Here is a 25,576-nt window from a genome sequence, read left to right as displayed (position 1 = left end):
ATGCCCGGTCGGCGTTACCGGCTGCTCTTGCTCGGCAGCCTGACGGCATTGCCCTGGACGTGGGCCTGTGCCGAGCAAGCGCCATCGCCGACCACGCCTGCTGTGTCGCCCGGTCCCCTGATCCTTGAGGAAACCACGGTGACCGCTCGCCGCCGCGAGGAAGATCCGCAACACGTGCCGATCCCGATCAACGTCCTCTACGGCGAACAACTGGACGAGGCCGGCCTGCACACGCTGCAAGACATCCAGCAGCGTGTGCCCGGTCTGGTGGTGTCCGGGCATGACGCCCGCTATGCCGGCTTCGGCCTGCGCGGGTTCGGTGCGACGACCTACAACGACGGCCTGGAAGGCAGCGTCGGCACCTACGTCGACGGCGTCTATCAGGCGCGCCAGGGCATGGCTTTCACCGAGTTGATGGACATCGAGCGCATCGAAGTGCTGCGTGGGCCGCAAGGCACCTTGTTCGGCAAGAACACCACCGCGGGTGCGCTGAACATCATCACCCGCCAACCGACGTTCCAACCCGAGGCCAACCTGGAGGCCAGCTACGGGGAGCACGGTCTACGGGAATATCGCGGGACGGTTTCCGGGGTGCTGCACGATGACGTACTGGCCGGGCGGCTGAACGTCTTCGAGCGCTCGGTCGATGGGCAAGTGGAGAACCTGCAAGATGGCGCCCGCCTCGGTGACGCCGACAGCCAAGGGCTGCGCGGGCAATTGCTGTGGACGCCGAATGCGGTCTTCAGTGCGCGGCTGATCGCGGACCATGCCCGGCAGAACGAGGCCGGCAACGTGCTGTTGGTCAATCACTACAGCCAGCAGACGCGTCAGCGGGCCCGGTTCGTCGGCTATCCGCTGCCTGCCTCCGACCCTGACCAACGCGAAGTGCGCGTCGATGCGCCGGGGCACCCGCAAACCCTGCAGGACGGTATCTCCCTGGAGTTGAACTGGGACCTGGACGAGGCGATGCGCTTGACCAGCATCACCGCCTACCGCGACTGGGACTACCGCGCCACCCGCGACGGCGACAGCACAGCCTTGTCGGTGGCTCAGTCCGAGACCGAGCTGGGGCATCGGCAATTCAGCCAGGAGTGGCGCCTGTCCGGCACGGCCGGCTCGTCCATCGACTATGTCGCCGGGCTCTATTATCTGCACCAGCAGCTCGACCGCGAGATCGACGTCGAATTCGGCAAGGACGCCGCGCCCTGGTTTGTCGGCGACCAATTGACGCAGTTGCAGGAGCTCTATGGCATCACCTTCACCGATCCGCGACAGGTGCCGGCCCAGTTACTCGAAGGCGCCCGGCAACATTACGACGGCCAGCAGAAGGGCGACAGCCGGGCCGTGTTCGGCCAGGTGTCCTGGCGCCCCATCGACCCCCTCGAGCTCACCGGCGGCCTGCGCTACAGCCAGGATCGCAAGAGCGGCTGGGTCTCCCGCGACGTCAGTAATCTCGCCTCCTTGGGCGGCCTGCCGCCGACATTCCAGGCGGGTGGCCAGTTACTGCGGGACATCGCCCTCGGACGTGGCTATTACCGCCAGGACTCAATCGAGGAAGACAACGTCTCCGGCCTGCTCAGCGCCAGCTACCGCTTCAGCGATGCCGTGATGGCCTACGTCAGTTGGTCGCGCGGCTACAAGGCGGGCGGCATCAACTTCGACGTGGTCGGCCCGTTCGCCGAACCCACCTTTGAGCCGGAGCGCGCGACGTCGCTGGAGGTCGGCCTGAAAACACGCTTCTGGAATGAGCGTGCGCTGCTCGACGTCGCCGTCTACCAGACCGACGTCGACAACTACCAGGCGCTCACCTACAGCCCGGCGACGTCCGTGTTTGCGCCACCGCTGCGGGACAACCTGATCAACGTCGGCAAGGTGCGCATGCGTGGGATCGAGCTGGATTCGGCCTGGCAACTGGCCGCCGGGCTCACCGGACGCCTGGGCCTGGCCTGGAGCGACGCGCGCTATCGCAGCTTCCCCAACGCACCGTGCCCGCCGGCCTCGGGCCAGTGGACCTGTGACCTCAGCGGCGACCGCCTCTACAACGCGCCGGAATGGAACCTCAGCAGCGGCCTGGACCATACCCATCCGCTGCCGTACGGGCTGGAAGCCTACAGCGGCATCGACTACAGCTTTCGGACTGGCTATTACGGCACCCTTGAAGGTGGCGAAGGCAGTTATCAACCCAGCTATGGCCTCACCAACCTGCGCCTGGGGCTGCGCAGCCAGGACCGTGGGTGGGAAGTGGAAGGTTGGGTACGCAACGTCTTCGACCGTCGCTATATCACCGCCGTCTACTCACTGCTGGGCGCCGGTGACTACGGCGTGCAGCTCGGTAGCGAAAGAACCGTCGGCACCACCCTCAGGTTTCGTTATTGAAGGAAATGAAGCGGGTCGGACAAAACGCCAGGCGGTTGCCGCCGGCCTTTTTCGACAGGTACATCGCCTGGTCCGCCTTGCTGATCAGCGCGTCGATCTCCTGACCGTGCTCTGGGAAAAACGCCACGCCGATACTGGCGGAAATCTCCACTGTCTGTGCTCCGATCAGAAGAGGCGCGTTGGCCGCTTGCAGCATGCGCCTGAGCAATGGCTCGCTGTCTTCCACCTCCTGCAGCCCCACCAAGCCCGCGATGAATTCATCACCGCCGAGCCGCGCCAGCGTGTCGCTCTCACGCAGCGTCGCGTTGATCCGCGCCGCGACGATCTGCAGCACCCGATCGCCCCAGTCATGCCCATAACTGTCGTTCAAGGCCTTGAAACCGTCGAGGTCGATAAACGCAATCGCCACCTTCTGCTGAAGGAGACGCGCCTTGCCCAATGCCTGGCGCATCCGTTCGGCCAACAGCAACCGATTGGGCAATTGCGTGAGCGCGTCATACCGGGCGTCGCGCTCCAGCAATTGCAGGCGCTGCTTCATCTGCGTCATGTCGCTGAGCAGCGCCACGTAATGCCGGACATTACCGTGCCGGTCATGCACGGCACTGATGCTGATGCGCAACGTCATCTCCCGGCCGTCCTTGTGGCTGCTCTGGATTTCCCCGGACCAGTGCCCGTGGAAATCCAGCGCGTTCTTCATCGGCGCATAGAACGCCGCGAGCCGCCGCACCATGCGATGGGAATTCAAATCCCGGCCGTTGACCTCTTCTTGCCCGTAACCGGTCAGGCGCGTGAACGCCTCGTTCACACCGATGACCCGCCCGAAGGGATCGACCAGCATCGCCCCTTCCCGCGCATGGCTGAACACGGTAGCGGCCAGCTCCGGGCAAAGGGCATTGGCCTGTCTATCCGCGGCAGCCTCTTCACGAGGTACCGGCCACCGCTCGGAATCGAAGCCCAACCGCGCCAGATAACCGGCCATGAACGAAAGCGCCCGGTGCAGCCGGACCAGCGCATTCGTGGCGAGCCTGGACTTGAAGCAATAACTACGGATGAAGGTACGTAGGTTCATGGGGGTTACACGGTGTTGGCGGGTAAGGGGACTGCAAGCGAAGCGGGCATTATCGAGGGGGAGAGGGCGCGGCGACTTTGCTGGAGCGGATGGGAGCTTTGCGGGAGGGGATAAAGCGAAAGATTTTGCCGGGCGGCCAAAAGAAACAGCAGGATCAAACGCTGCAAAACCTGTGGGAGCAAAGCTTGCTCGCGATGGCGGCAGGCCGTTATTGCCGATTGACTACCGCCATCGCGAGCAAGCTTTGCTCCCACGGTTATTGCTTTTTTTGCAGATCACTCGCAACCAACTCATTAAAACGATCTTGTTAGCTGTTACTTCTGACAGTAGTCGATGGGTATATCTGATGCTTATATCCCTTTGCGCTGTCTTATTGGCGCCTTGAGTCACAGCACTGAGGGTTCAAACATGACAACCAACAAGAAAAAATCAGATGCCCGCATGGTAGGAACGATTATCGTCAATACGCCATCTTCGGTAACTTTTACAGAGGTCAATGCGACGTTGTTCAACAGTGATGGCAACAACGCCAGCGGCGGATTTCTGCAAGGAGGGCTGAAAGCGTGGAAGCGAGGAAAAAAAGACGACGCCGCGATTTTTATCGGCTTCCCGGCCGCACAAGCGGGTAGCGACATGAAAACGTTTCAATATCCCGGTGATTTTGATGGTCCCTCTATACGGTGGGTTTTCATCGACAAAGAGGGGAAGCATCATTCGGTCAACACCGGGACAATCACTATAGAGTTCGGCAGATTCTTCAGCTTTTTCAAAGGTGTCTATTCTTTCGCTGATACGGAAGGCCAAGTTGTCAGAGGGTCGTTTGATGTGAGGTATGTGGAGTAATAGGGTCAGCATTGCAGCATCAGGAGACAGCATTTGGCAGCTTGCTACGACCCGTTGCCCAATAAGTCTCCTCAATCTGTGGCGAGGGAATTTAGCGAATCGTCGCACCGCCCCGCTGGGGCTGCGTAGCGGCCCCAAATCGCGTAGCCAAAGCAGGGTGGCTTTACTGGTTACTCTCTCTGCCGCTACCAACTATCTCGATAATCGAAGGAAATCTGGTAGACATAGGTGGACCAATCAATTGAATGCTGGAAATAAGGTTGGAGAATTTTTATCCATTCTTGGGAAACATTGAAGCCACCATTATTTATATTGTTTTCGATTGGAATTCCTAGGGCCTCAATGACAGCGCCATTTTCGCCCAAATCTTTCGAGTACTCTTCTCCTTCGTAGTGTTCAGTTTGCTTGTCGAACCATTCCAGTCGTAGTTTGAGTCCCATTTAATCCTCACAAATACTTTTTGATATTACGGTTTTTTTGGGCGGCCTTTGTCTGCTCGCCGGTAACATGATCGAATGCCCCTAGGTGGCTTCCATCGCTTGAGCGATAGGCTTCCAATTCGCCGTGTGAGGAATCCCATTCATAGATTGTTCTGCCCTTAGCATCAAGCCAGCGATGTCGTAGGCCTCCACCTCCCTGTACGGGTGTCTTTTTGATTCCTCTCTTCAAGTCAGGAAAACCAACTATTTCTTGTGTTTTCGGGGCCGGATGATAGTCGTGGCCGGCCTCGGCCAGGCCCTTTCTACGAACACTCAGAACCGCATAAACCGGCCGAACCCCCGAATCTGCCGGAAACACCAGAATGAAATCTCTGTATTCCGGCGGATAGATCGGATCGACGATGATGCTGTCGGCCATCGGCGTCGGCGGGTAGATCCAGATGGGAGGTGCCTGCGGCGCCGCTTCCAGGGCAGGAATACCCAGGGTGTCGGACGGATCGACGGCTGGCGTCCAGATCAGCTCGATGCCGTCGCCCAAGTCGGCGACGTAGTGGTCGGCGCGAGGAACCAGGTGAACGACGTCGACCATTTCCCAATCGCGGTTCTGGCCGGTATAGAACCCATAACCCTTGAGGCTGCCATCGGTCTGTTGCTCGATTTGCAGACGCATGCGGCTGCGGGCCTGCTTCAGGTTGCGTAGCTGTTCTTCGGAGTAAAGCGAGCTATCACCGAGGCTGGAAGGCCAGAGCAAGGCAATCATGCCGGTTAACAATCCCGTGACGACGGTGCCACCGACCGTTGCCCCGGTTGCTTCAAGTGCGGTGCCGCCGAGAGCAAGCCTGCCCAATGACGCGGTTATCGTGCCGGCGCCAATCTGCTTGAGGGGCACAGTCCCCGATGCGTCAGCCCGTCTGCCGCCGAGCCAGACCAGGTCGCCGTACTGCCTGACCAAGTCAGCCGGCACATAGCCGTTGGGGTTGCTGTAATCAATGACACCGTCGGGCAACTTGCCGCTCTTNTAGCGTTTTATCGACCTTGGTCCAGCGTTCCTTTTCATAGGCGGCCTGTCGGGCAAGCATGGCTTCGTACTTCAATTGTCCGGCTTCACGCTCGGCCAGTTCGCTGGGTGTCATGTCCCGATAGGTGACGTAATGCCCGTCGCCGCCGGGCGGGTTCTTGACTTGGGGGATGTCTTTTTTGCGTGTCACAACCTAGAGAGTCTCGTCCAATAGAGGCAGGACAGACGCTAACGCGGGATCTATGGACAGAGTTGTAGGAGGTTTCTTGGAATGATTGTTCCGTTTTCCTAAATGCAGTAGATGCGGATGGTGTAGACCCGGAGGCTGTCAGATTTCTTGTGTGTGGGAATAACGTCGCCACCGCCCAAGTGGGCGAATGGGGTTTCGATGTGAGCTGGGTGATGATCTTGAACTCGTGGTTGTTACCTTGCATTGGTTGGCGTTGGAGCAGACCGGTGAGGTGATGCCGACCCAGGCATTCAAAAGCTGGATGGCCGCCAACAAACTTTCACTGACGACTGCCGCGCAGGAGCCGGGCTTTATCCGTCGCACCATCACTGCTTACAGCCGCGGGATCTCAATGATTCCTAAGCATGTGGCCCTGGCCTGTAAGGGGTGGGAGTTTGAGCACAAAGGCTAAGGGCCGAAAGACGTCTCAAATAGCTTGATGAGGCTGGACCTCTTTGACTACACAGCCCCGTCGGATAGCTAGACTGTCTTATCTTTGACCAGATAGGGTTTAGGGACGCTGATGCTGATTCGGCGTTACCAGCTAAGTACGAGTGGAGTAGCGACCATGGATTACGACGACAAATTGATAGAAGAAGCGGTGCTTGCCTTGTTGGCAGCCTTCAGTTCCGACACCGGCAACGCCTGGAAAGGTTTCGACTTCGAAGTCATGAACCGACTGCACGAACAAGGTCTCATCAGCGATCCGGTAAACAGGAATAAATCGATCTGGTTGACGGCTGAAGGGCTGGAGCGAGGTCGGCAGCTTGCCGACAAGTTGTTTGGGACAAAGCGTTGAGGGGCACGTCTGAACGGATTACCCAGTCGCCAGCACAACCCGGCCAAACCGGGCGTTGTGATCCTGCGGCGTAATCGCCAATAACTGATCGAGGCGAATCTCCAGGCGACCGTCCGCCGTGTCCACATCGAGAAACTCCTCCCGCGTGCGAGCGGTACGCGTGGTGATCGCGCGGGCTGTCAGGCGTTGGCCGTCAGTCAGTTCGATGTCCAGCGTGTAGCCGTACAGGCAGGCGATCTCCAGGTAGTCATGCAGGTCGCAGTTCAAGGGTTGATAGGTGTTCATCTCATTACCTCGGTGGCCATGGCGGCGCTCACCCATTAGGACGACAGCGACCGAACAGGATGGCCCGCCCGCCCGCCGGTCGCAATCGCACAGCGCGATTCAGCGCAGTTGATTCAACATCGTCTGCAATTGGCTAATACGCGCCTCGTCGAGTGGGAACACCGGCAAGCGCGGATCACCGACCTCCAGGCCAAGGCTGCATAGACCCGCCTTGATGGTAGCGGGCAAGCCGCCCTTGAGGATGAAGTCCAGCAGCGGCAGTTGACGATAGAACAGCGCCCGGGCCCGGTCCAGGTCGTTGGCCAGCACGGCGTCATACAGGTCGAGGTTGAGCTGCGGGATCAGGTTCGGCGCTGCGGTGCACCAGCCCTTGGCGCCGGCCGCGAAGGCTTCCAGGGCCAGTGGGTTGCAACCGTTGTAGAACGGCACCTGGCCCTCGCCCAATAGCTGCAGCTTGTGCATGCGCTGGATGTCGCCGGTGCTCTCCTTGACCATGGTGACGTTCGCCACCGCGTTGAAAATCCGCAAGATCAGCTCCACGGACATGTCGATGCCGCTGGTGGCCGGGTTGTTGTAGAGCATGATGGGCAGGTCGATGCTGGCGCCGATGGTCTGGTAATGGGCCAGGATTTCCGCCTCGCTCAGTTTCCAGTAAGAGGCCGGCAATACCATCACCGCGTCGGCGCCCTTCGCTTGGGCAAAGCGTGCGCGGCGTACCGCCTTGGCGGTGGTCAGGTCCGACACGCTGACCACCGTCGGCACCCGGCCGGCGACGCGGGCAATGCTGAATTCGCTGACCTGATCCCACTCCGCATCGCTCAGGTAAGCGCCCTCGCCGGTGCTGCCCAACGGCGCGATGGCGTGGACGCCGCTGTCGATCAGGCGGTCGATGGACTGGCCCAGTGCGTCCAGGTCCAAGCCTTGGCCGTCGGCGGAGAAGGGCGTGATGGTGTAACCGATGATGCCGTGGATATTGGGGGTAGACATGGCGTGGCTCCTAATGGGTTCAGTTCAGGCAATCGGCGTGTTGGCGCAGGTTCTGCCGGGCGTAGTAGTTGAAGGCGGCGGCGTGACGCTTGGGGCGGGCGATCCAGTCGTGGGCTTCGCGACCCAGGTGCGGCAGGATCGGTTTCACCTCGCCGGCCGCCATGGCGAGCAATTGCAGCTTCGCGGCGCGTTCGATCAGTTGGGCGATGTTGCAGGCCTCCTCCACGGTGGTGCCGGTGGACAACTGGCCGTGGTGGGAAAGCAGGATGGCGCGCTTGTCGCCCAGGGCGCCGGCGATCAATTCGCCTTCCTCGTTGCCCACCGGCACACCCGGCCAGCCCTCCAGGAACGCGCAGTCCTCGTAGAGCGGGCAGAGGTCCATGTGGGAAATCTGCAAGGGCACCTCCAGCATCGACAGCGCGGCGATGTGGGTCGGGTGGGTGTGGATAATGCAGTTCACGTCCGGCCGGGCGCGGTAAACCCAGGTGTGAAAGCGGTTGGCCGGGTTGGGAATGCCGTGGCCCTCCAGCACCTCCAGATCTTCATTGATCAGCAGCAGATTGCCGGCGGTGATTTCGTCGAAGCCCAGGCCCAATTGCTGGGTGTAGTAGGTGCCCGGCTGCGGCCCGCGCGCGGTAATCTGCCCGGCCAGGCCCGAGTCGTGACCGTTCTCGAACAGGATGCGGCAGGTCAATGCCAGCTTTTGTCGTACAGTCCACGTATTATCCGGCAGTGATTTTTGCATCTGGTTAACAGCGTGCTGGACCAGTTGGTCCTTGGGTGTCGCCAGTGTCTTGCTCATATCCGTTCTCCTGATTCGTTCTTTGACCGTTCTTGATCCGCGTCATGGAAGCTGTGAAAGGAAGGTGCTAATGACACAAAAAATACTATATGACACAAAGTGTCATTTGCAAACGTTGATTGTCCGTTTCCCAGGAAATGTTGGTTACCTATGTCCATTCGCTTGAAATTGCTCAGGAAAAAACTCGGGATGACACTGGACGTCCTGGCTGAAAAAACCGCGATGACCAAGAGCTATCTGTCCAAGGTGGAACGCGGGCTGAGCACGCCCTCCATCGCCACCGCGCTCAAGCTCGCCAAGGCGCTGAACGTCAACGTCGAAGAATTGTTCTCTGAGGAAAACGTCTCCCTCGACAGCTACAGCCTGGTGCGCAGCGAAGACCGACGCTCGCTGGCGTCGAGCAGCGGCAGCTCCGAATACGCGGTCCTGGCCCATCAGGTTTCCGAGCGCAGCCTGTTGCCCTTCATCCTCTACCCCGCAACCGAATTCACCGCGCACCACGCGTTCAAGGAACACACGGGGGAGGAGTTTCTATTCGTGCATGAGGGGCAGGTGGAAGTGGACTTCATGAACGAGCGCGTGCTGCTGAATCGCGGTGATGCCTTGCATTTCAATGCGCAAAAGCCCCATCGGCTGCGTTCGGTGGGGGATGTTCAGGCGCAGTTGTTGGTGGTGGTGCATAGCGATGAGGCGGCCGAAAAAGATGAGAACGCGTAGAGGCAACTGATCGTCATGCGGCTCAGGTAAGGACAACCATCAACCCGTGGCGAGGGAGCTTGCTCCCGCTGGGCTGCGCAGCAGCCCTGTAAAGCCCGATAGACGCCCCCAGGAACAAGGGCAAATCACTGGAAAAATTCAAGTTGTTGGACCAAACGCCGATAGGGGGCGGAAGAATCTAACCCGAGGGACCGGAGCATGTTTTACCCGCGTGAAGCTGAAAAGATCACCTCTACAACCGCATAGTCCTGCTGACGATTGCTTGCATCTTGCTGCTGTTTCTAGCCTCACTGGCACAACACTCAGGGACCATTTATGGCGCCATTCGCTGGACCCCTGTGGAGGTGAAGGGCACGGTGACGCATCTGGAAGGCATCCCGATGAATCCCAACGGTGTCATCATTCATTACCGGTATGTCGACAGTGATCAACAGGTTCATGAAGAGGAATACTTTGACCAGCGCTACAGCGAACATTATCAGTACAAAGTAGGTGAAGAGATTCCACTGCTTTACTCACGCTGGTTACCCCAAATCAGTAGCATCGCCACCGAGCTGCACACCAATCGCGCCAGCTTTATCGTCATGGCGGGCGGGGTATTGCTGACGTTGTTGTTCCTTTGGATCTCCTTCAGGACGTTCGGGCGCATTTATGGCATGAAGCAGGAAGACCGCTTCTACTAGAGCTGATAGAAGCAGTAACTGCGCAGACGAACCGGAGTGCTGCACGCCTCCTCATGGATTAGGAGCTATTAATGACCACTGTCTCGACACTTAAGCAGTACTCGGTAAAAAGCTGGGCCGCTCTTGTAGCAATTGTTGGCTTGATGGCGGGGTTCCCTGCCATCTCAACCTGGTTGGCCGACATGAGGGCTGACTACTACAAAAGCCAGTTCATTGGACGTTGGACCGAGGAGTTCAGCTATTCCGATGGCGGCGTTCAGTTCGAGTTCAAGGGCATGACCGAGTACTTCGCCAACAACCATTACAACGTGAGCGGCGTGATCGCGCTGGTTGGAACAGAGCCTTCGAAATCCTATCGGTTCGAGTACAGCGTTAACGGCGCGGGTAGCTGGAATGCGGATAGCGAGTACCTTTCGTTCACATTGGAGCAAATGAAGACGTTGCCCAAGACGTATAGGGTGGACGGCAAAGAGATCTCGCCTTTGACGGTGGCGCAGTTTGTTGGCTCTAGCATGCCCAACCTCAGTGATATCTACCCGGCAGGGGCGTCGGGGCAGGCGCGTGTCAAAGAGGTGGAGAAGGACAGGATTGTCCTGGAACAAAGAGCCCTGGACGGAAGGCCCTTCATGGTGACCACCCACCGTCAGGTCTCGCCCTAGAGCTCACATCGCCTTGCGCCTTTGCCTACAACTACGCCAGAATCCGCCGGCTTGTGCGCCTGGGGTGGCGTCGGTAGTTTGGCCCTGTCACTGATTGTCAGTGATCGGGTTTAGCAGCTCGCCGAGTTAAGTCGCACAACGTGTCATCAGTCAGGAGTTTCATCCCTGCGCTTGATGGTGGCTGTGCGCAGGGCGCCCTCGGGCGCGCCGATTTCTTAACTTGTCGGTCTGCTAACCTGCGTACAGCTGCCTCCCACTTCGTTTAGCAGCGAGCGGGTAGTGGCCTCAACCAGAGAGTTAAGACCATGGTCAAAATTACACCGAACCCTCCAGTTACTGACGAACACATCTCCCGCGCCCAGACTGCGCGCAACAAGAAAATCGACGACGCTGCCACCCGAGCGTTGGATTTCTACCTGAACCCCAAGCCTGAGAAAGAAACGTCCGACAATCCCAACACCATTTTCCGCATCGCTTCTGATGTTGATTCTGAATGCCTGCTTGCCAACCTCAGTGAGAACCTGGCTTCGGCCAATGCCATGATCAGTGATCTGGCGTTTGACCTGGATGGGTCTAGGCGGCATGTGGCGTTGGGGATTCAGCAGGTGATCGAGTTGAGTGAACTGTTGGCGAATCGGGCGTTGGATATTGTTGAGGTGAGATAGGTTCGCTGGAGAAAGTGCTACCCATCTCATTTGAGGGCTTTGCTAGCGCAAGGCCCTTTACTGTTGATTACCTATAAAAATACTCAGCCCCATTCGACCTATTAAGAAAATAAGTAGTATCAGGAAGAAAATTCTTATAAAGCCACTCCCATAACGCAGTGCCAAAAAAACACCGGTGAGAGAGCCCGCCATGTTACAAAGGGCAACCATGCCTCCAACAGCCCATAACACATTGCCGGATGGAACAAAAAACATAAGCGCTGCGCTAAATGTACCCAAATTAACCAGCTTTGCCGATGCTGATGCGTTTAGAAAGTCGAAGCCAAAGAATTTGACAAAAATAAAAAGCAAAAGACTGCCGCTGCCTGGGCCAAAGACACCGTCATAAAAACCAATCAAACCGCCAAAAAAAATCCCTGATGCGATCTCCTTTGTTCCGCAAGGTTTGTTGGAACTCACCAAGCCTAACTTTTTCTCCTTGAAAGTATAAATGGCCATGACTATCAGGATGAAAAAAACAACAACCTCCATTAGTTTCTTAGGCGCAGCAGATACTACAGCGGCCCCAAGGAAAGCGAAGACAAATGCCGAGCAGATGATGGGAAGCATCAGCTTCCACACGACGGTTATTCGCTTTAAATAGCTGAGTATGGAGCTCGCATTGCCCGCCAGAACAGCCAGTTTATTGGTACCGAAAACAGTGGCCAGGCTCTGTTGGGGCAGGGCATGTAAAAGTGCTGGCACTTGTACAAGCCCCCCGCCGCCTACCGCCGCATCTATCAAGCCGCCGCAGAAGGCAAAAAAACCTAGCGCGATCATGGCTTGGTCAATATCCATCTGGTCTCCTTCCGCAGTTTTAATACCCGCTTAAATTTTTCATCCAGTCAGAGGCTTGAAATTAACGGGTTGGAGTGCTCGCAACAAGTGACTTATACTCAGCAAATCATTCACTTTTAGTGAGTAATGGTATGGAGTTTGCCCAGCTAGCTATGTTCAAGGCAGTGGCCGATCAGGGCAGTATTGTTCGCGCGGCTGAACTGTTGCACTGCGTTCCGTCAAATATCACAAACCGAATCAAGCTTTTAGAAAGAGAGCTGGGTGTCTCATTATTTATCAGGAAGGGAAGGGGGCTAGTCATCAGTCCTTCGGGTAGATTATTTCTTGATTACACGAATAAAATATTGTCTCTATGTCAAGAGTCACAAAGAGCTCTTGATCCTGCGGCTGCACCATCGGGCAGTTTGAAGGTTGGCGCTATTGAGTCATCCGCAACAGGTAGATTGCCCAAGTTGTTGGCAAAATATCATCAACTCTATCCTCTGGTGCAAATGCAGTTCAGTACTGGCGATTGGTCACAGTTATTAAGCGATGTGGTTGGCCATAAGCTGGATGGAGCAATCATTGCTGTCAAACCTGAGCATCCGGATATTGCAAGCGCAGGGATTTACAAGGAGGAACTTGTATTGATTGCTTCTGCAACGGCAGGGCGAATAAGTGATCCGCAGGATTTAAGCGGCATGGATATATTCATGTGGCCAGAAGGATGCCCTTACAGGGGAACACTGGAAAATTGGCTGAGGATGCACGAGGTGTCGAGCCTCATAACCAACATAGCCAGTTATGGCACCATTCTTGGCTGCGTCAGCTCAGGTGCAGGCGCTTCGTTGGTTCCGAGGGGTATGTTTGAACAGTTCAAAAGCATCGGAGGTATCAGTGGATGTGTATTTGATGATCTGCTCCCTGTACAAAATTATTTTATCTGGAATAAAAATGTTGAGGGTCATGGTGCGAGGGACAAATTTGTTGAGTTATTGATGGAAGGATCTAAAGAAATGTGACCAACAAGGAGGCAAATTTTACTTATTTGACCTTAACCGGAAATAGATCCGTTTTTGATGGAGCGCAAGCACCAGCATTGCCATTGGGGCCGATTTTTTGCAGTTTATCCCTCTAATCCAACATTCCAAATCGATGGCTGCTACGGACCACCTAGTCACTGCTGCCCAGCCTCGCCCACACTAGCCACAACCCCAATTTTACACTTACCATCTCGCCACCTCGTATTACCGCGGCTGCTGAACCCGGTATTCACGAGGAAACAATCATGGAGAGAACCCGTAGCTGGAGACGTGCTCAGTCCCGCAAGCACAATGGGCGCGAAGCGATTAACCCGCAGGGCTTCAAGCCAGAAAAGAACTGGAAGCTGATCTACACCCGTGCCGACAAGCTGCACCGAGCGCGTCAGCTCGGTATGAGCTATCCCATCCGCACTACCCGCCAACTGTTGGATCAAGAGTGACTAATCTCCTGTTCGTTTGCAGTCGTAACCAATGGCGCAGCCCTACCGGGGAGGCGATCTGGCGTCGACGTTCTGGCTTCAGCACTCGTTCGGCCGGCACAAGCCCGAACGCACGCAAACCTATCGGCCCGGCGGATATCCGTTGGGCCGATGTCATTTTTGTGATGGAGCGTAAGCACGAGCATCGTCTACGGGCAGAGTACGCTCGGCTGCTTGAGCACAAGCGGCTGCATGTTCTGGATATTCCCGATGACTATCGCTACATGGACCCTGAGCTGGTGGACATGCTTGAGCGAGAGGTGACTTCGTACCTGTGTATTTGAACATTTAGGGCAATCTTCACGAGCAGCTCCGTTCCTCAATGGCTAGGCGAAACGATCACCGGTAGAAGGTTGATCCCGTCGTGCTATCCCCGTTTAAGCAGCTTGGATACGCGGGTCGCAGCGAACCATGCTAAGTGGCCGGAACCGACCAACAGGCGCTTCAGTACACGGAGACACTGGCCCAGCCGATACCGTGCAGCCCTAAGAACGCGACGCCTATCAACCGCAGGCCGTGCATCAATCAAGCACAGCTTGGTAGTCGCCAAAGCCACTTTCGCTCCGACCGCTACGGCGACAGCAAGGAAATACAGCCAACGGTGATTCTTGGCTTTGTCATGTTGGCTGACTAGCGCCGACAACTGCTTCAAGGAAGGCTTGGCACCGGCGAGCCAGGGAATGATGCATTCGCTGGCCAACGCCACGGTGTGACTGCTGATATTTTTATCCACAAGGCCGGGAGGGCCATCAGGATTGACCGAGCAATAGCCGTGGGGAACGTACTCGCAGGTGCTGGAGAGTGGCGAGGAGCGTGACATGCCATTGGAAAAGTATCTCACGGGGCACAACCGCTGGTTGTAGTCGTTGATTTCTTTGCGGATGGCGATCACATCCTCGTCGCTTATGGTTCTTCTTGTCGCGGCGTAAAACCCTTTGGATTCGTTCGGTGCGAAATCTATGAAGTAGTTGGCTTCACCTTCCTTGATGTAGGTAAAGGTCCACTGTGAAACGCTGCTCCACCGGCATGACTTCAGGCTATCCAGACCATTCGCTCTGCAGTAATCATCGTAGCGCTTGATCTGGCTCAGCAGGAACGCGCTGGCGTCCTGAATGCTCGCTGTCGCCTCCTTCAGCAATGCGGCGTCTTCATTGGCGCCGTTGTCCGCCACGAAAAACACCGCTGCAACCAATGCCAGCGGAAACCAGAAGTGATCATATATTTGGCGGAAACGGTCGGTGAGGTTGAGGTTGTCATAAATAAGAACCATGACACCCCATCCGGCGAGGGCGCAAAGCATCAACAGGGGAATCAGTCCGATTTCGCTGCCCAGTTTCCCGACGCCATTGATGCTGTAACGGATGGGCAAGTAATTGATGTTTGGGAGAAGGCCCAGGCAGTTCAACGCACCCGGTAGGAGCAAGAGTACAAAGAAGATGAGCACGCCTCGCTTCTTGCCCACTGTATAGGCCGCTGCTGCCAGCAAGGGAATCAGCAGCAGTGACCGCATCACCGGGTAGCCGAGCGTGAACATTAGCACTGCTTCATCGGGCGACCAGTAAGTTCCGGTGATTTGCCCGGCGTCGTTACGCCCGGTGAAGTTCGATGATACGACGCCAAGGCCTTCTAGGATCTGGTGCAGGTTGTAGGCAGCGCCGTGGAGAAATTTTACGTAAGGATAGAAAAAATCCCCTGTTGAAATTGACATCAATTTGAATCCTTCAATTCGTTTGCCAATCCGTGGTTACGTAAAAGAGAGCGTGAAAAGCGGCCAGATAATTTGCGAGTCTATCCGAGGCGGATCGCTCGCTCGATCTTAAGCTGCAAGTGCTCTTATCATCGCGAGTGAGTAAACGTTTCCCTCTCCAGATCCCCATAATAGAGGGGATAGTCGATCGTCGGCGGTGAATATTAAATGAGTGGATGACAGCTCTATTAGCTTGGAGTCAGTCAAGCCAAATTGCGGGAGATAGGGGTTTTGTAAATCGTCGTTGAGATTGGAATCTATCTCTTTGAATGTTTCAAAAATGGTTCTGGCAATTTCAAAGGCTTTCTCTTGAGCATAACCCTTTAAATCTAGAAGGTTGGAGACCTCTGTGGCAATGTATTTCGTTGTACAGCCCTCTCCAAATGGTTTGATGGCTTTAAGCAACAGATTATAGTCGCCAACGCTAAAGTCTTTCAGTCGCTTCGAGCTGGAGATGAACCTACCTTCTTCTACGCTGCCAATTATTAGCAGTAGCAAAAGATTGGTGTCGATGATGATGTCTCTTTTATGACTGGGTACCGATCTATTCTTGTTTTTGACCATGTTATTGGCCTTTGTAACGCTTGAAGCCTTTGAGTGCTCCGTTTTCAGATGAAACCAAAAAAGTCTTGTACTCTTTCCGCTTGCCCAGAACAGTGGCCAATTCAAAAAGCGGCGATCTGGTGCGAGTTTCTGAGAACGATGAAGGGGTTCGGTCGACATCGTAACTAAATGTCACCTCATACCGCGAGCTGTCATCTGAAATGACAATCTCCTCCAGAACTATGTTGCTTGCTCCCGTTACAAAATCATCGAAGCCATTACGGGCGGCCGCTTCAGCCTCTTTAAAACTGATCATGATTTCCTCCTGCCGGGTCAACCAGCGTAAATAAATGTGTCATGTCCTGATCAAAGAACATCCCGCAGATAATCCCTCAAAATGATAGCTGGAGCATAAAGCCCTTCCATCATCTGCGCAGCACCAAAATTCTTTGCCAAACGATGCAGCTCACAACCCAGTACCGTATCCATCCCGCCCACCGCCGCTAACGCCAGATCCAAGCACCGACCAATCTCACTCTGAATCCCTGCCACCTCCCCTCGCCGGACCAACAATCCAAAGACTTCCCGATCACAACTCCCCATCAACGGATCATCCCGCAAAATCGGACTATGCCCCTCCGTCTCGTAAGCCAGCTTCAGCGAGTAAAGAGCGACCGTTTCCAGCAGCAATTCCATGGGGTGAAATCCTTTGTCAGCGGGTGAGGAGGGGCGGTGGGTCAACTGGGTGCCGCAAGGCGGAGCATCGGTGGGCTGTGACTTTTTTGTGAGCGCTTTGCGCTCAAGCGGGAGCAAGCTCCCTCGCCACCGGTGCTTACTGGCCACAGGTTCCTACTGGCCACAGATTTTTCCTCGCCACAGGTTTGGTGGTTGGGGCCGCTTTGCGGCCCAGCGGGGATGAATCCCCTCGCCACAATGGATTGGGTGATGGGTGGATCACGGCAAGTCCACTTTCCTGCAGACGAAAAAAAAGACCTTGAATTTCAAGGTCTTTCTTTAAGATGGTGCCCCGAGGGAGACTCGAACTCCCACTCCTTTCGAAAACGGATTTTGAATCCGCCGCGTCTACCAATTCCGCCATCAGGGCTCAATGGCGGCGAAGTATAGAGAGGTGCCTACCGTTGGTCAATCACGTTTCATGGTGAATTTTTGATATTTCCGCTAGACTTTCCGGCCCTGCTAGACGAACCCCATCATGCGTGTTGCTGACTTTACCTTCGAACTCCCGGATTCGCTGATCGCTCGCCACCCTCTGGCCGAGCGTCGCGCCAGTCGACTGTTGACCCTGGACGGGGTCAGCGGTGCCATGGCTCACCGTCAATTCACTGATTTGCTTGAGCATTTGCGCCCGGGCGACTTGATGGTGTTCAACAATACCCGGGTGATTCCGGCGCGGTTGTTTGGCCAGAAGGCCTCCGGCGGCAAGCTGGAGATTCTGGTGGAGCGGGTGCTGGACAGCCACCGGGTGCTGGCCCATGTGCGCTCCAGCAAGTCGCCCAAGCCGGGTTCGTCGATCCTCATCGACGGTGGTGGCGAGGCGGTGATGGTGGCGCGGCATGATGCGTTGTTCGAGCTCAAATTTGCCGAAGAAGTATTGCCGCTGCTCGACCGTGTCGGGCACATGCCGTTGCCTCCTTATATAGATCGCCCGGACGAAGGTTCGGACCGCGAGCGCTATCAGACCGTTTACGCCGAGCGCCTGGGAGCGGTGGCAGCGCCGACGGCGGGGCTGCATTTCGATCAGCCGTTGCTGGAGGCGATTGCCGCCAAGGGCGTCGAGACCACGTTCGTGACGCTGCACGTCGGTGCCGGTACGTTCCAGCCGGTGCGGGTGGAGCGCATCGAAGACCACCACATGCACAGCGAATGGCTCGAAGTCAGCCAGGACGTGGTCGATGCCGTGGCGGCCTGTCGCGCCCGCGGCGGTCGGGTGGTGGCGGTGGGGACCACCAGCGTGCGGTCCCTGGAAAGCGCTGCCCGCGATGGCGTGCTCAAGCCGTTCAGTGGCGACACCGATATCTTCATCTACCCGGGCCGGCCGTTTCATGTGGTCGATGCCCTGGTCACCAATTTCCATTTGCCCGAATCCACGCTGTTGATGCTGGTTTCGGCGTTCGCCGGTTATCCCGAAGCCATGGCCGCCTACAAGGCCGCCGTCGAGCATGGTTACCGCTTTTTCAGCTACGGTGATGCGATGTTCATCACCCGCAACCCCGCGCCACGCGGGCCCGAGGAAACAGTATGAGTCGCACCTGTCGCATGTCCTTCGAGTTGCTCGCCACCGATGGCAAGGCTCGTCGCGGTCGCCTGACCTTCCCCCGCGGTACGGTGGAAACCCCGGCGTTCATGCCGGTGGGCACCTACGGCACGGTCAAGGGCATGCTGCCTCGGGACATCGAGGCCATCGGTGCGGAGATCATCCTGGGCAACACCTTCCACCTGTGGCTGCGCCCGGGCATGGAAGTGATCAAGGCCCACGGCGACCTGCACGATTTCATGCAGTGGAAAGGCCCGATCCTGACCGACTCAGGCGGTTTCCAGGTGTTCAGCCTGGGTGCCATGCGCAAGATCAAGGAGGAGGGCGTGACCTTCGCCTCGCCGGTGGATGGTTCCAAGGTGTTCATGGGCCCGGAAGAGTCGATGCAGGTCCAGCGCGACCTGGGCTCGGATATCGTGATGATCTTCGACGAATGCACTCCGTACCCGGCCGATGAAGACGTCGCACGGGTGTCCATGGAACTGTCGTTGCGCTGGGCCCAGCGCTCCAAGAACGCCCATGGCGACAACACGGCGGCGCTGTTCGGTATCGTTCAGGGCGGCATGCACCAGGACCTGCGCATGCGCTCCCTCGAAGGCCTGGACAAGATCGGTTTCGACGGCCTGGCCATTGGCGGCCTGTCGGTGGGAGAACCCAAGCACGAAATGATCAAAGTGCTGGATTACCTGCCGGGCCAGATGCCTGCTGACAAACCTCGTTACCTTATGGGCGTTGGCAAACCGGAAGATCTGGTTGAGGGTGTGCGCCGCGGGGTGGACATGTTCGATTGCGTGATGCCAACCCGTAATGCCCGCAATGGGCATCTGTTCATCGACACGGGCGTGCTGAAGATCCGTAACGCGTTTCATCGCCATGATGATTCGCCGCTGGATCCGACCTGCGACTGCTACACGTGCAAGAACTTCTCCCGCGCTTATCTGCACCATTTGGACAAGTGCGGCGAAATGCTCGGTAGCATGCTGAATACGATCCACAATTTGCGCCATTACCAGGTGCTTATGGCTGGTTTGCGCGAGGCTATTCAACAGGGTACATTGGCCGCCTTCGTCGAGGCCTTCTATGCCAAGCGCGGGTTGCCTGTGCCGCCCTTGGACTGAGTTTTCCGATCCTAAGATTCAATACTTGCAACTGGAGTGCTAAATGAGCTTTTTTATCTCTAACGCCATGGCCGATGCCGCTGCTCCCGCAGCCGCGCCTATGGGTGGCGGTTTCGAGTGGATTTTCCTGGTCGGCTTCCTGGTCATCTTCTACCTGATGATCTGGCGTCCACAGGCCAAGCGCGCCAAAGAGCAGAAGAACCTGCTCGGCAGCCTGCAGAAGGGCGACGAAGTGGTGACCACTGGCGGTATCGCCGGCAAGATCACCAAAGTGGCCGACGATTTCGTGGTGCTGGAAGTGTCCGACACCGTTGAAATGAAGTTCCAGAAGGGCGCTATCGCGGCCACGCTGCCAAAAGGCACGCTGAAAGCGATCTAAGGTTTCAAACATCTCTTCAATCGACGGGGCGCGCAAGGCGCCCCGCGTCATAAGCGGGCGGCGTGATGCTGAACAAATACCCTCTGTGGAAATATGTACTGATCCTGGCGGTGCTGGCGGTCGGTCTGATTTATTCCGCTCCCAACCTCTACCCGGATGACCCGGCCATTCAGGTCAGTGGCGCAAGCACTGCCTTGCAGGTCACCCAGGCGGATCTGGACCGTGCGAGCGCGGCCCTCAAGACCTCCGGTATCGAAGTCAAGGCTGCGTCCGTTGCCGAAAACGGCAAGGGCGGCCTGTTGCGCCTGGTCAAGGCTGAAGACCAGTTGCCGGCCAAGGACGTGGTGCGCAAGGCATTGGGCGACGAATACGTCGTGGCCCTGAACCTGGCCCAGACCACCCCGCAATGGCTGCGCAAATTCGGCGCGCATCCGATGAAGCTGGGCCTGGACTTGTCCGGCGGTGTGCACTTCCTGCTGGAAGTGGACATGGACAAAGCCCTCGACGCGCGGATGAAAGTCTACGAAGGCGACGTCAAGAGCCTGTTGCGTAAGGAGCGCGTGCGCTATCGCAGCCTGCCGGCCTTCAACGGTGCCATTCAGCTGGGCTTCAGCGATGAAGATACCCGCGAACAGGCCCGTGCGCTGGTCCGCAAGACCTTCAACGATTTCGACATTGTGCCGGCCGACCTCAATGGTCAACCGGTGCTGCGTCTGGCGATGACCCCGGCCAAGCTGGCGGAAATCCGCGAATACTCCATCAAGCAGAACTTGACCACCGTGCGTAACCGGGTCAACGAGCTGGGTGTGGCCGAACCGATCGTGCAGCGCCAGGGCGCCAACCGCATCGTGGTCGAGCTGCCGGGTGTGCAGGACACCGCCGAAGCCAAGCGTATCCTCGGCAAGACCGCCAACCTGGAGTTCCGCCTCGCGGCCGAGCCGGGTGCGTCCAAGGCCACTTCCGAGAGCTTCGAGTTCCGTGAGGGCAACCGCCCGGCGGCGCAGATCGAGCGCGGCCTGATCATCACCGGTGACCAGGTCACCGATGCCAAGGCGAGCTTCGACGAGCACGGTCGTCCACAGGTGAACATCCACCTCGACGGCCACGGCGGCGAACTGATGAGCCGCGCCACGCGCAGCAACGTCGGTCGGAGCATGGCGGTGATCTTCATCGAGCAGAAGCCGGTCACCACCTATACCAAGCAAGTGGTCGACGGCGTCGAGAAAGACGTCGCGGTGCAGGCGTTCAAGGAAGAGAAGAAGATCATCAGCCTGGCGACCATCCAGTCGCCATTGGGCAGCCAGTTCCGCATCACCGGTCTGAACGGCCAGGGTGAGTCCTCCGAGCTGGCCCTGCTGCTGCGCGCCGGTGGCCTGGCCGCACCGATGTACTTCGCTGAAGAGCGCACCATTGGCCCGAGCCTGGGTGCGGACAACATCACCAAGGGTATCGATGCGTCGCTGTGGGGCATGCTGTTCGTGTCCCTGTTCATCATCGCCATCTACCGCTTCTTCGGCATCATCGCCACCGTCGCGCTGGCGGTGAACATGGTGATGCTGCTGGCCCTGATGTCGCTGCTGGGCGCTACGCTGACCCTGCCGGGTATCGCCGGTATCGTGTTGACCATGGGTATGGCGGTGGACGCCAACGTGCTGATCTTCTCGCGGATACGTGAAGAGATCGCCGCGGGCATGTCGATCCAGCGGGCAATCAACGAAGGCTTCGGCCGGGCATTCACCGCGATCCTCGACGCCAACCTGACCACGTTGCTGGTCGGCGGGATTCTCTTCGCCATGGGCACCGGCCCGGTCAAGGGCTTCGCAGTGACCATGTCCCTCGGGATCTTTACCTCGATGTTCACAGCCATCATGGTGACCCGCGCAATGGTCAACCTGATCTTTGGCGGTCGTGACTTCAAGAAGTTGTGGATTTAAGGGGCTGCCATGTTACGTACAATCAACTTCATGGGCGTTCGCAACGTTGCGTTCGGCGTCACATTGTTCCTCACCGTGCTGGCGTTGTTCAGCTGGGCCACCAAGGGCCTGAACTACGGCCTGGACTTCACCGGCGGTACGCTCATCGAGCTGACCTACGAGCGTCCGGCCGACGTGACCAAGGTGCGTGAGCAGCTGGCAACGTCCGGCTACCACGAAGCCATCGTGCAGAGCTTCGGTGCAACTACCGACCTGCTTGTGCGCATGCCGGGTGAAGACCCGCAACTGGGTCACCAGGTTGCCGATGCCTTGCAGAAGGCCGGTGGCGACAACCCGGCGAAGGTCAAGCGCGTCGAGTTCGTGGGTCCGCAAGTGGGTGAAGAGCTGCGCGACCAGGGCGGCCTTGGCATGCTGATGGCGCTGGGCGGCATCCTGCTCTATCTGGCTTTCCGCTTTCAGTGGAAGTTCGCGGTGGGCGCCATTGTCTCGCTGATCCACGACGTGGCCGTGACGGTGGGTATCCTGTCGTTCTTCCAGATCACCTTCGACCTGACGGTGCTGGCGGCGGTACTGGCGATCATCGGTTACTCGCTCAACGACACCATCGTGGTGTTCGACCGGGTGCGTGAGAACTTCCGCGTGCTGCGCAAGGCCTCGTTGATCGAGAACATCAACATCTCGACCACCCAGACCCTGCTGCGGACCATGGCGACGTCGATCTCCACCTTGCTGGCGATTGCCGCGCTGCTGTTCTTTGGTGGCGACAACCTGTTCGGTTTCTCCATTGCGCTGTTTGTCGGTGTATTGGCGGGTACCTACTCGTCGATTTACATCGCCAACGTGGTGCTGATCTGGCTGAACCTGAGCTCCGAGGACCTTATTCCTCCGGCGGCCACCGAGACACAGGTGGACGACCGCCCGTAAGGCTCGTTGCCCCGCCCGTCACCGCTGAAAAGGCGCGAGTTGAACTCGCGCCTTTTTTTTTGCTCCAAGGCTGGGAGAAGCGCGGATTATTCCGCTGGTGATACCCAGGAGGTTCAAGTGAACAAATCGATGCTGGTTGGTGCGGTATTGGGTGCTGTCGGTGTAACTGCCGGTGGTGCGGTCGCCACCTACAGCTTGGTGAAAAGTGGTCCTGAGTATGCGCAAGTACTGGCAGTGGAGCCGGTCAAGACTCAGATCAAAACCCCGCGTGAGGTCTGCAAGGACGTCACCGTGACCCGGCAGCGGCCGGTCCAGGATCAACATCAGATCGCCGGTACTGTGTTGGGCGCCGTGGCGGGTGGCCTGTTGGGTAACCAGATCGGCGGCGGCACCGGCAAGAAAATCGCCACCGTGGCGGGTGCAGCCGGTGGCGGTTATGCCGGTAACAAGATTCAGGAAGGCATGCAGGAGCGTGACACCTACACCACCACTCAAACGCGCTGCAACACTGTCAATGACATCAGCGACAAAGTGGTCGGCTACGACGTGCGCTACATGCTCGACGGCAAGGAAGGCAAAGTCCGCATGGATCGCGACCCGGGCAACCAGATCCCGGTGAACAAGGAAGGTCAACTGATCCTGGGCCAGAACCAACCGGCCCAGTAATTCGAATGAATTGAAAAAGCACCCTTCGGGGTGCTTTTTTTATGCCCGCGTTCCTGGCTCACCCCAATCCCCTGTGGGAGCGAGCCTGCTCGCGATAGCGCAGTGTCGGCTTGCCTCTATGTCGCCTGTGCCGCCGCCATCGCGAGCAGGCTCGCTCCCACATTGGATTTTCAGCAGTCAAAGATGCCGCGGCCCGGCGCAGTTCTCCTGTGGGAGCGAGCCTGCTCGCGATAGCGTCGTGTCAGCTTGCCTGTATGTCGCCTGCGCCGCCGCCATCGCGAGCAGGCTCGCTCCCACACGGCATAAAAAAAGCACCCCGTAGGGTGCTTTTCTATGGCCGGGGCGCTTAGCGCTTCAGCGAGTGTGGCAGGTGTGGCTGGATGGCGGTCAACACAGCCTTGAAGCACTTGGTGTTGCCGGCAACGATGTGGCCTTTTTCAAGGAAGTCGTGGCCACCGGTAAAGTCGCTGACCAAACCACCTGCTTCCTGGATCAGCAGGGCGCCCGCTGCCATGTCCCATTCGGACAGGCCCGACTCCCAGAACGCATCGAAACGACCGGCCGCCACATAAGCCAGGTCCAGGCTCGCGGCGCCGGCGCGGCGGATGCCGGCGGTCTGGCCGACCAGGGCGCGGAACATGCCCAGGTAGTTGTCCAGGTTGTCCATCTGGTCATCGCGGAACGGGAAGCCGGTACCCAGCAGGGCGCCGTCCAGGCTGGTGCGGCCGCTGACGCGCAGGCGGCGACCGTTCAGTTGGGCGCCACGGCCACGGCTGGCGGTGAATTCTTCCTGGCGAACCGGATCCAGCACGACGGCGTGCTCCAGGCGGCCACGGTATTTGCAGGCGATGCTGACGGCGAAGTGAGGAATGCCGCGCAGGAAGTTGGTGGTGCCGTCCAGCGGATCGATGATCCACAGGTACTCTTCACCCTCGATGCCGGTGCCGGCGTGCATACCGGTCTCTTCACCCATGATCGAGTGGTTCGGGTAAGCCTTGCGCAGGGCATCGACGATTTTCTGTTCGGCGGCACGATCAACCTCGGACACGTAGTCCTTGGCGTCTTTTTCATCGACCTTGATGGTATCCAGGCGCTCGATGGAGCGGAAGATCAGTTCACTGGCGCTGCGGGCGGCGCGCAGCGCGATATTCAGCATGGGCTGCATGGATGTGTCACCTAAGGTTGTTAAAGAAAGCCGGGCATTCTATCAGAAACTTTTCCGAGGAGAAGGTTGGCGTTCGCTTTCATAGCTTAACGGTAGGTGCTTAGGTAAGATTTGCTCCCTTTGTCGTGTTCGAGAGCGCCTCCCTTGTTGCAGAACATTCGTGTCGTCCTGGTCAATACCAGCCATCCGGGCAATATCGGCGGAGCTGCGCGGGCCATGAAGAACATGGGCCTGTCGCGGCTGGTGCTGGTCGAGCCTCGCTTGTTCCCCCATCACGAAGCCGACGCCCGGGCCTCCGGCGCCGGTGACATCCTGGCCGGTGCGCAGGTCGTCGCCACCCTGGAAGACGCCCTGGCGGGCTGCAATCTGGTGCTCGGCACCAGTGCTCGCGACCGCCGCATCCCTTGGCCGTTGCTCGATCCCCGCGAATGCGGGACGAAAGTGGTCGAGGAAGCCGCGCAGGGTATCGAAATCGCACTGGTGTTCGGTCGTGAAGACTCCGGCCTGACCAATGACGAGCTGCAGCGATGTCACTTTCACGTGCATATCCCTTCCGACCCGGAGTTCAGTTCCTTGAACCTCGGGGCGGCGGTGCAGGTGTTGAGCTATGAAGTGCGCATGGCCTGGCTGGCGGCCGAAGGCAAGCCGAGCAAGGTCGAAAAATATGAGGCGACGTCGCCGCGCAGTGAGACACTGGCGACCATGGACGAACTGGAGCGATTCTATGAACACCTGGAACAGACCCTGGTGGACATCGAGTTCCTCGACCCGGACAAACCTCGGCATTTGATGGCGCGCCTGCGTCGGTTGTACGGACGAAGCTCGGTCAGCCGGGCGGAGATGAATATATTGCGCGGCATCCTCACGGAAACCCAGAAAGCGGCCCGTGGCGAGCTGATTAAGCGGAAGGATTAA

The 25,576-nt window shown here is 57.8% G+C and carries 29 protein-coding genes, 1 tRNA gene and 2 pseudogenes; 18 read left to right on the top strand and 14 right to left on the bottom strand.

The window, feature by feature from the left end; genetic code table 11:
* Nucleotides 1-2,376 (top strand): TonB-dependent receptor, encoded by a 2,376-nt coding sequence (locus N005_RS16795; protein WP_047702194.1) that lies wholly within the window; start codon nt 1-3, stop codon nt 2,374-2,376.
* On the opposite strand, the gene N005_RS16790 is transcribed toward N005_RS16795, so the two are convergent.
* A complete protein-coding gene (locus N005_RS16790; protein ID WP_047702193.1) occupies nt 2,360-3,445 on the bottom strand; it encodes a sensor domain-containing diguanylate cyclase in 1,086 nt (361 codons plus the stop codon). The two genes, N005_RS16795 and N005_RS16790, sit on opposite strands and share 17 nt — an antisense overlap.
* A gap of 408 nt (nt 3,446-3,853) precedes the next feature.
* On the opposite strand from N005_RS16790, the gene N005_RS16785 reads away from it, so the two are divergent.
* Nucleotides 3,854-4,288 (top strand): hypothetical protein, encoded by a 435-nt coding sequence (locus tag N005_RS16785; RefSeq protein WP_047702192.1) that lies wholly within the window; start codon nt 3,854-3,856, stop codon nt 4,286-4,288.
* Nucleotides 4,289-4,473: 185 nt separating this feature from the next.
* Here N005_RS16785 and N005_RS16780 read toward each other — a convergent pair whose 3' ends face one another.
* The 3 genes and pseudogenes from N005_RS16780 to N005_RS29705 form a co-directional block, all read right to left on the bottom strand.
* Nucleotides 4,474-4,728 carry a colicin E3-like toxin immunity protein gene (locus tag N005_RS16780; RefSeq protein ID WP_047702191.1) on the bottom strand — a complete coding sequence of 85 codons (255 nt, stop codon included), beginning with the start codon at nt 4,726-4,728 and terminating at the stop codon, nt 4,474-4,476.
* A gap of 7 nt (nt 4,729-4,735) precedes the next feature.
* Nucleotides 4,736-5,746: pseudogene (locus tag N005_RS16775) on the bottom strand (colicin E3/pyocin S6 family cytotoxin); the annotation flags it as partial.
* Nucleotide 5,747: 1 nt separating this feature from the next.
* Nucleotides 5,748-5,936 (bottom strand): annotated as a pseudogene (locus N005_RS29705) (toxin); the annotation flags it as partial.
* Nucleotides 5,937-6,123: 187 nt separating this feature from the next.
* Here N005_RS29705 and N005_RS16770 point away from each other — a divergent pair.
* Together N005_RS16770 and N005_RS16765 are read left to right on the top strand one after the other, a co-directional pair.
* Nucleotides 6,124-6,387 (top strand): hypothetical protein, encoded by a 264-nt coding sequence (locus tag N005_RS16770; protein WP_052126404.1) that lies wholly within the window; start codon nt 6,124-6,126, stop codon nt 6,385-6,387.
* 156 nt (nt 6,388-6,543) lie between these two features.
* Nucleotides 6,544-6,774, top strand: coding sequence for a DUF6429 family protein (locus N005_RS16765; RefSeq protein WP_047702190.1), 231 nt, complete (start codon nt 6,544-6,546; stop codon nt 6,772-6,774).
* An 18-nt stretch (nt 6,775-6,792) separates the two neighbouring features.
* Here N005_RS16765 and N005_RS16760 read toward each other — a convergent pair whose 3' ends face one another.
* From N005_RS16760 to N005_RS16750, 3 genes are all read right to left on the bottom strand, one after another.
* Nucleotides 6,793-7,059 carry a Rho-binding antiterminator gene (locus tag N005_RS16760; protein WP_047702189.1) on the bottom strand — a complete coding sequence of 89 codons (267 nt, stop codon included), beginning with the start codon at nt 7,057-7,059 and terminating at the stop codon, nt 6,793-6,795.
* A gap of 99 nt (nt 7,060-7,158) precedes the next feature.
* The gene (locus N005_RS16755; RefSeq protein WP_047702188.1) at nt 7,159-8,046 is read right to left on the bottom strand and encodes a dihydrodipicolinate synthase family protein; all 888 of its coding nucleotides are present in this window, start codon (nt 8,044-8,046) and stop codon (nt 7,159-7,161) included.
* A gap of 19 nt (nt 8,047-8,065) precedes the next feature.
* Nucleotides 8,066-8,848 (bottom strand): aldolase, encoded by a 783-nt coding sequence (locus tag N005_RS16750; protein ID WP_047702187.1) that lies wholly within the window; start codon nt 8,846-8,848, stop codon nt 8,066-8,068.
* A 150-nt stretch (nt 8,849-8,998) separates the two neighbouring features.
* Here N005_RS16750 and N005_RS16745 point away from each other — a divergent pair, with 150 nt between their 5' ends.
* The 4 genes from N005_RS16745 to N005_RS16730 all read left to right on the top strand — a co-directional run bounded on the left by N005_RS16745 (nt 8,999) and on the right by N005_RS16730 (nt 11,572).
* Nucleotides 8,999-9,565, top strand: a complete 567-nt coding sequence (locus tag N005_RS16745; protein ID WP_047702186.1) for a helix-turn-helix domain-containing protein — start codon at nt 8,999-9,001, stop codon at nt 9,563-9,565.
* Nucleotides 9,566-9,834: 269 nt separating this feature from the next.
* Nucleotides 9,835-10,248, top strand: a complete 414-nt coding sequence (locus tag N005_RS16740) for a hypothetical protein (protein ID WP_230166575.1) — start codon at nt 9,835-9,837, stop codon at nt 10,246-10,248.
* A 71-nt stretch (nt 10,249-10,319) separates the two neighbouring features.
* Nucleotides 10,320-10,907, top strand: a complete 588-nt coding sequence (locus N005_RS16735; protein ID WP_047702185.1) for a hypothetical protein — start codon at nt 10,320-10,322, stop codon at nt 10,905-10,907.
* Between the two features lie 305 nt (nt 10,908-11,212).
* On the top strand, nt 11,213-11,572 hold the full coding sequence (locus N005_RS16730) for a DUF6124 family protein (protein ID WP_047702184.1): 360 nt from the start codon (nt 11,213-11,215) through the stop codon (nt 11,570-11,572).
* 57 nt (nt 11,573-11,629) lie between these two features.
* Here the strand turns inward: N005_RS16730 and N005_RS16725 are convergent, their stop codons facing one another.
* On the bottom strand, nt 11,630-12,409 hold the full coding sequence (locus N005_RS16725; protein ID WP_047702183.1) for a sulfite exporter TauE/SafE family protein: 780 nt from the start codon (nt 12,407-12,409) through the stop codon (nt 11,630-11,632).
* 131 nt (nt 12,410-12,540) lie between these two features.
* Between N005_RS16725 and N005_RS16720 the strand changes: the two genes are divergently transcribed.
* The 3 genes from N005_RS16720 (at nt 12,541) to N005_RS16710 (ending at nt 14,194) form a co-directional block, all read left to right on the top strand.
* Nucleotides 12,541-13,410, top strand: coding sequence for a LysR family transcriptional regulator (locus tag N005_RS16720; RefSeq protein WP_047702182.1), 870 nt, complete (start codon nt 12,541-12,543; stop codon nt 13,408-13,410).
* A gap of 266 nt (nt 13,411-13,676) precedes the next feature.
* Nucleotides 13,677-13,871 (top strand): hypothetical protein, encoded by a 195-nt coding sequence (locus tag N005_RS16715; protein WP_047702181.1) that lies wholly within the window; start codon nt 13,677-13,679, stop codon nt 13,869-13,871.
* Entirely contained in the window at nt 13,868-14,194 is a 327-nt protein-coding gene (locus N005_RS16710; protein ID WP_047702180.1) for a low molecular weight protein tyrosine phosphatase family protein, read from the top strand. Before N005_RS16715 ends, N005_RS16710 begins: the two co-directional genes overlap by 4 nt.
* A gap of 83 nt (nt 14,195-14,277) precedes the next feature.
* Here the strand turns inward: N005_RS16710 and N005_RS27810 are convergent, their stop codons facing one another.
* The 5 genes from N005_RS27810 to N005_RS16685 all read right to left on the bottom strand — a co-directional run bounded on the left by N005_RS27810 (nt 14,278) and on the right by N005_RS16685 (nt 17,305).
* A complete protein-coding gene (locus N005_RS27810) occupies nt 14,278-15,618 on the bottom strand; it encodes a hypothetical protein (RefSeq protein WP_052126403.1) in 1,341 nt (446 codons plus the stop codon).
* A gap of 108 nt (nt 15,619-15,726) precedes the next feature.
* The gene (locus N005_RS27805; RefSeq protein WP_052126402.1) at nt 15,727-16,221 is read right to left on the bottom strand and encodes a PIN domain-containing protein; all 495 of its coding nucleotides are present in this window, start codon (nt 16,219-16,221) and stop codon (nt 15,727-15,729) included.
* Nucleotide 16,222: 1 nt separating this feature from the next.
* Nucleotides 16,223-16,516 (bottom strand): hypothetical protein, encoded by a 294-nt coding sequence (locus N005_RS16695; protein ID WP_047702179.1) that lies wholly within the window; start codon nt 16,514-16,516, stop codon nt 16,223-16,225.
* A gap of 50 nt (nt 16,517-16,566) precedes the next feature.
* Nucleotides 16,567-16,896, bottom strand: coding sequence for a hypothetical protein (locus N005_RS16690; RefSeq protein ID WP_047702178.1), 330 nt, complete (start codon nt 16,894-16,896; stop codon nt 16,567-16,569).
* Nucleotides 16,897-17,220: 324 nt separating this feature from the next.
* A tRNA-Leu gene (locus N005_RS16685) sits at nt 17,221-17,305 on the bottom strand.
* 108 nt (nt 17,306-17,413) lie between these two features.
* On the opposite strand from N005_RS16685, the gene queA reads away from it, so the two are divergent.
* From queA to N005_RS16655, 6 genes are all read left to right on the top strand, one after another.
* Nucleotides 17,414-18,463 (top strand): tRNA preQ1(34) S-adenosylmethionine ribosyltransferase-isomerase QueA, encoded by a 1,050-nt coding sequence (gene queA / locus N005_RS16680; protein ID WP_024777035.1) that lies wholly within the window; start codon nt 17,414-17,416, stop codon nt 18,461-18,463.
* A gap of 14 nt (nt 18,464-18,477) precedes the next feature.
* Nucleotides 18,478-19,593, top strand: coding sequence for a tRNA guanosine(34) transglycosylase Tgt (gene tgt, locus N005_RS16675; RefSeq protein WP_162843649.1), 1,116 nt, complete (start codon nt 18,478-18,480; stop codon nt 19,591-19,593).
* Between the two features lie 43 nt (nt 19,594-19,636).
* Nucleotides 19,637-19,972, top strand: coding sequence for a preprotein translocase subunit YajC (yajC, locus tag N005_RS16670; protein ID WP_024777037.1), 336 nt, complete (start codon nt 19,637-19,639; stop codon nt 19,970-19,972).
* Between the two features lie 65 nt (nt 19,973-20,037).
* Nucleotides 20,038-21,906 (top strand): protein translocase subunit SecD, encoded by a 1,869-nt coding sequence (secD, locus tag N005_RS16665; RefSeq protein WP_041023396.1) that lies wholly within the window; start codon nt 20,038-20,040, stop codon nt 21,904-21,906.
* A gap of 9 nt (nt 21,907-21,915) precedes the next feature.
* A complete protein-coding gene (gene secF / locus N005_RS16660; protein ID WP_047702177.1) occupies nt 21,916-22,830 on the top strand; it encodes a protein translocase subunit SecF in 915 nt (304 codons plus the stop codon).
* A 117-nt stretch (nt 22,831-22,947) separates the two neighbouring features.
* Nucleotides 22,948-23,496, top strand: coding sequence for a glycine zipper 2TM domain-containing protein (locus N005_RS16655; RefSeq protein WP_047702176.1), 549 nt, complete (start codon nt 22,948-22,950; stop codon nt 23,494-23,496).
* Nucleotides 23,497-23,842: 346 nt separating this feature from the next.
* On the opposite strand, the gene suhB is transcribed toward N005_RS16655, so the two are convergent.
* Complete coding sequence (gene suhB, locus N005_RS16650) at nt 23,843-24,661, bottom strand: type III secretion system regulator SuhB (RefSeq protein ID WP_041023393.1); 819 nt, start codon at nt 24,659-24,661, stop codon at nt 23,843-23,845.
* 144 nt (nt 24,662-24,805) lie between these two features.
* Between suhB and trmJ the strand changes: the two genes are divergently transcribed.
* Nucleotides 24,806-25,576 carry a tRNA (cytosine(32)/uridine(32)-2'-O)-methyltransferase TrmJ gene (trmJ, locus tag N005_RS16645; RefSeq protein WP_047702175.1) on the top strand — a complete coding sequence of 257 codons (771 nt, stop codon included), beginning with the start codon at nt 24,806-24,808 and terminating at the stop codon, nt 25,574-25,576.

The organism is Pseudomonas mediterranea CFBP 5447, from assembly GCF_000774145.1.
GTDB lineage: Bacteria > Pseudomonadota > Gammaproteobacteria > Pseudomonadales > Pseudomonadaceae > Aquipseudomonas > Aquipseudomonas mediterranea.
The sequence above is the reverse complement of the archived record's forward strand: the minus strand, read 5'-3'. Positions and strand labels throughout refer to the sequence as shown.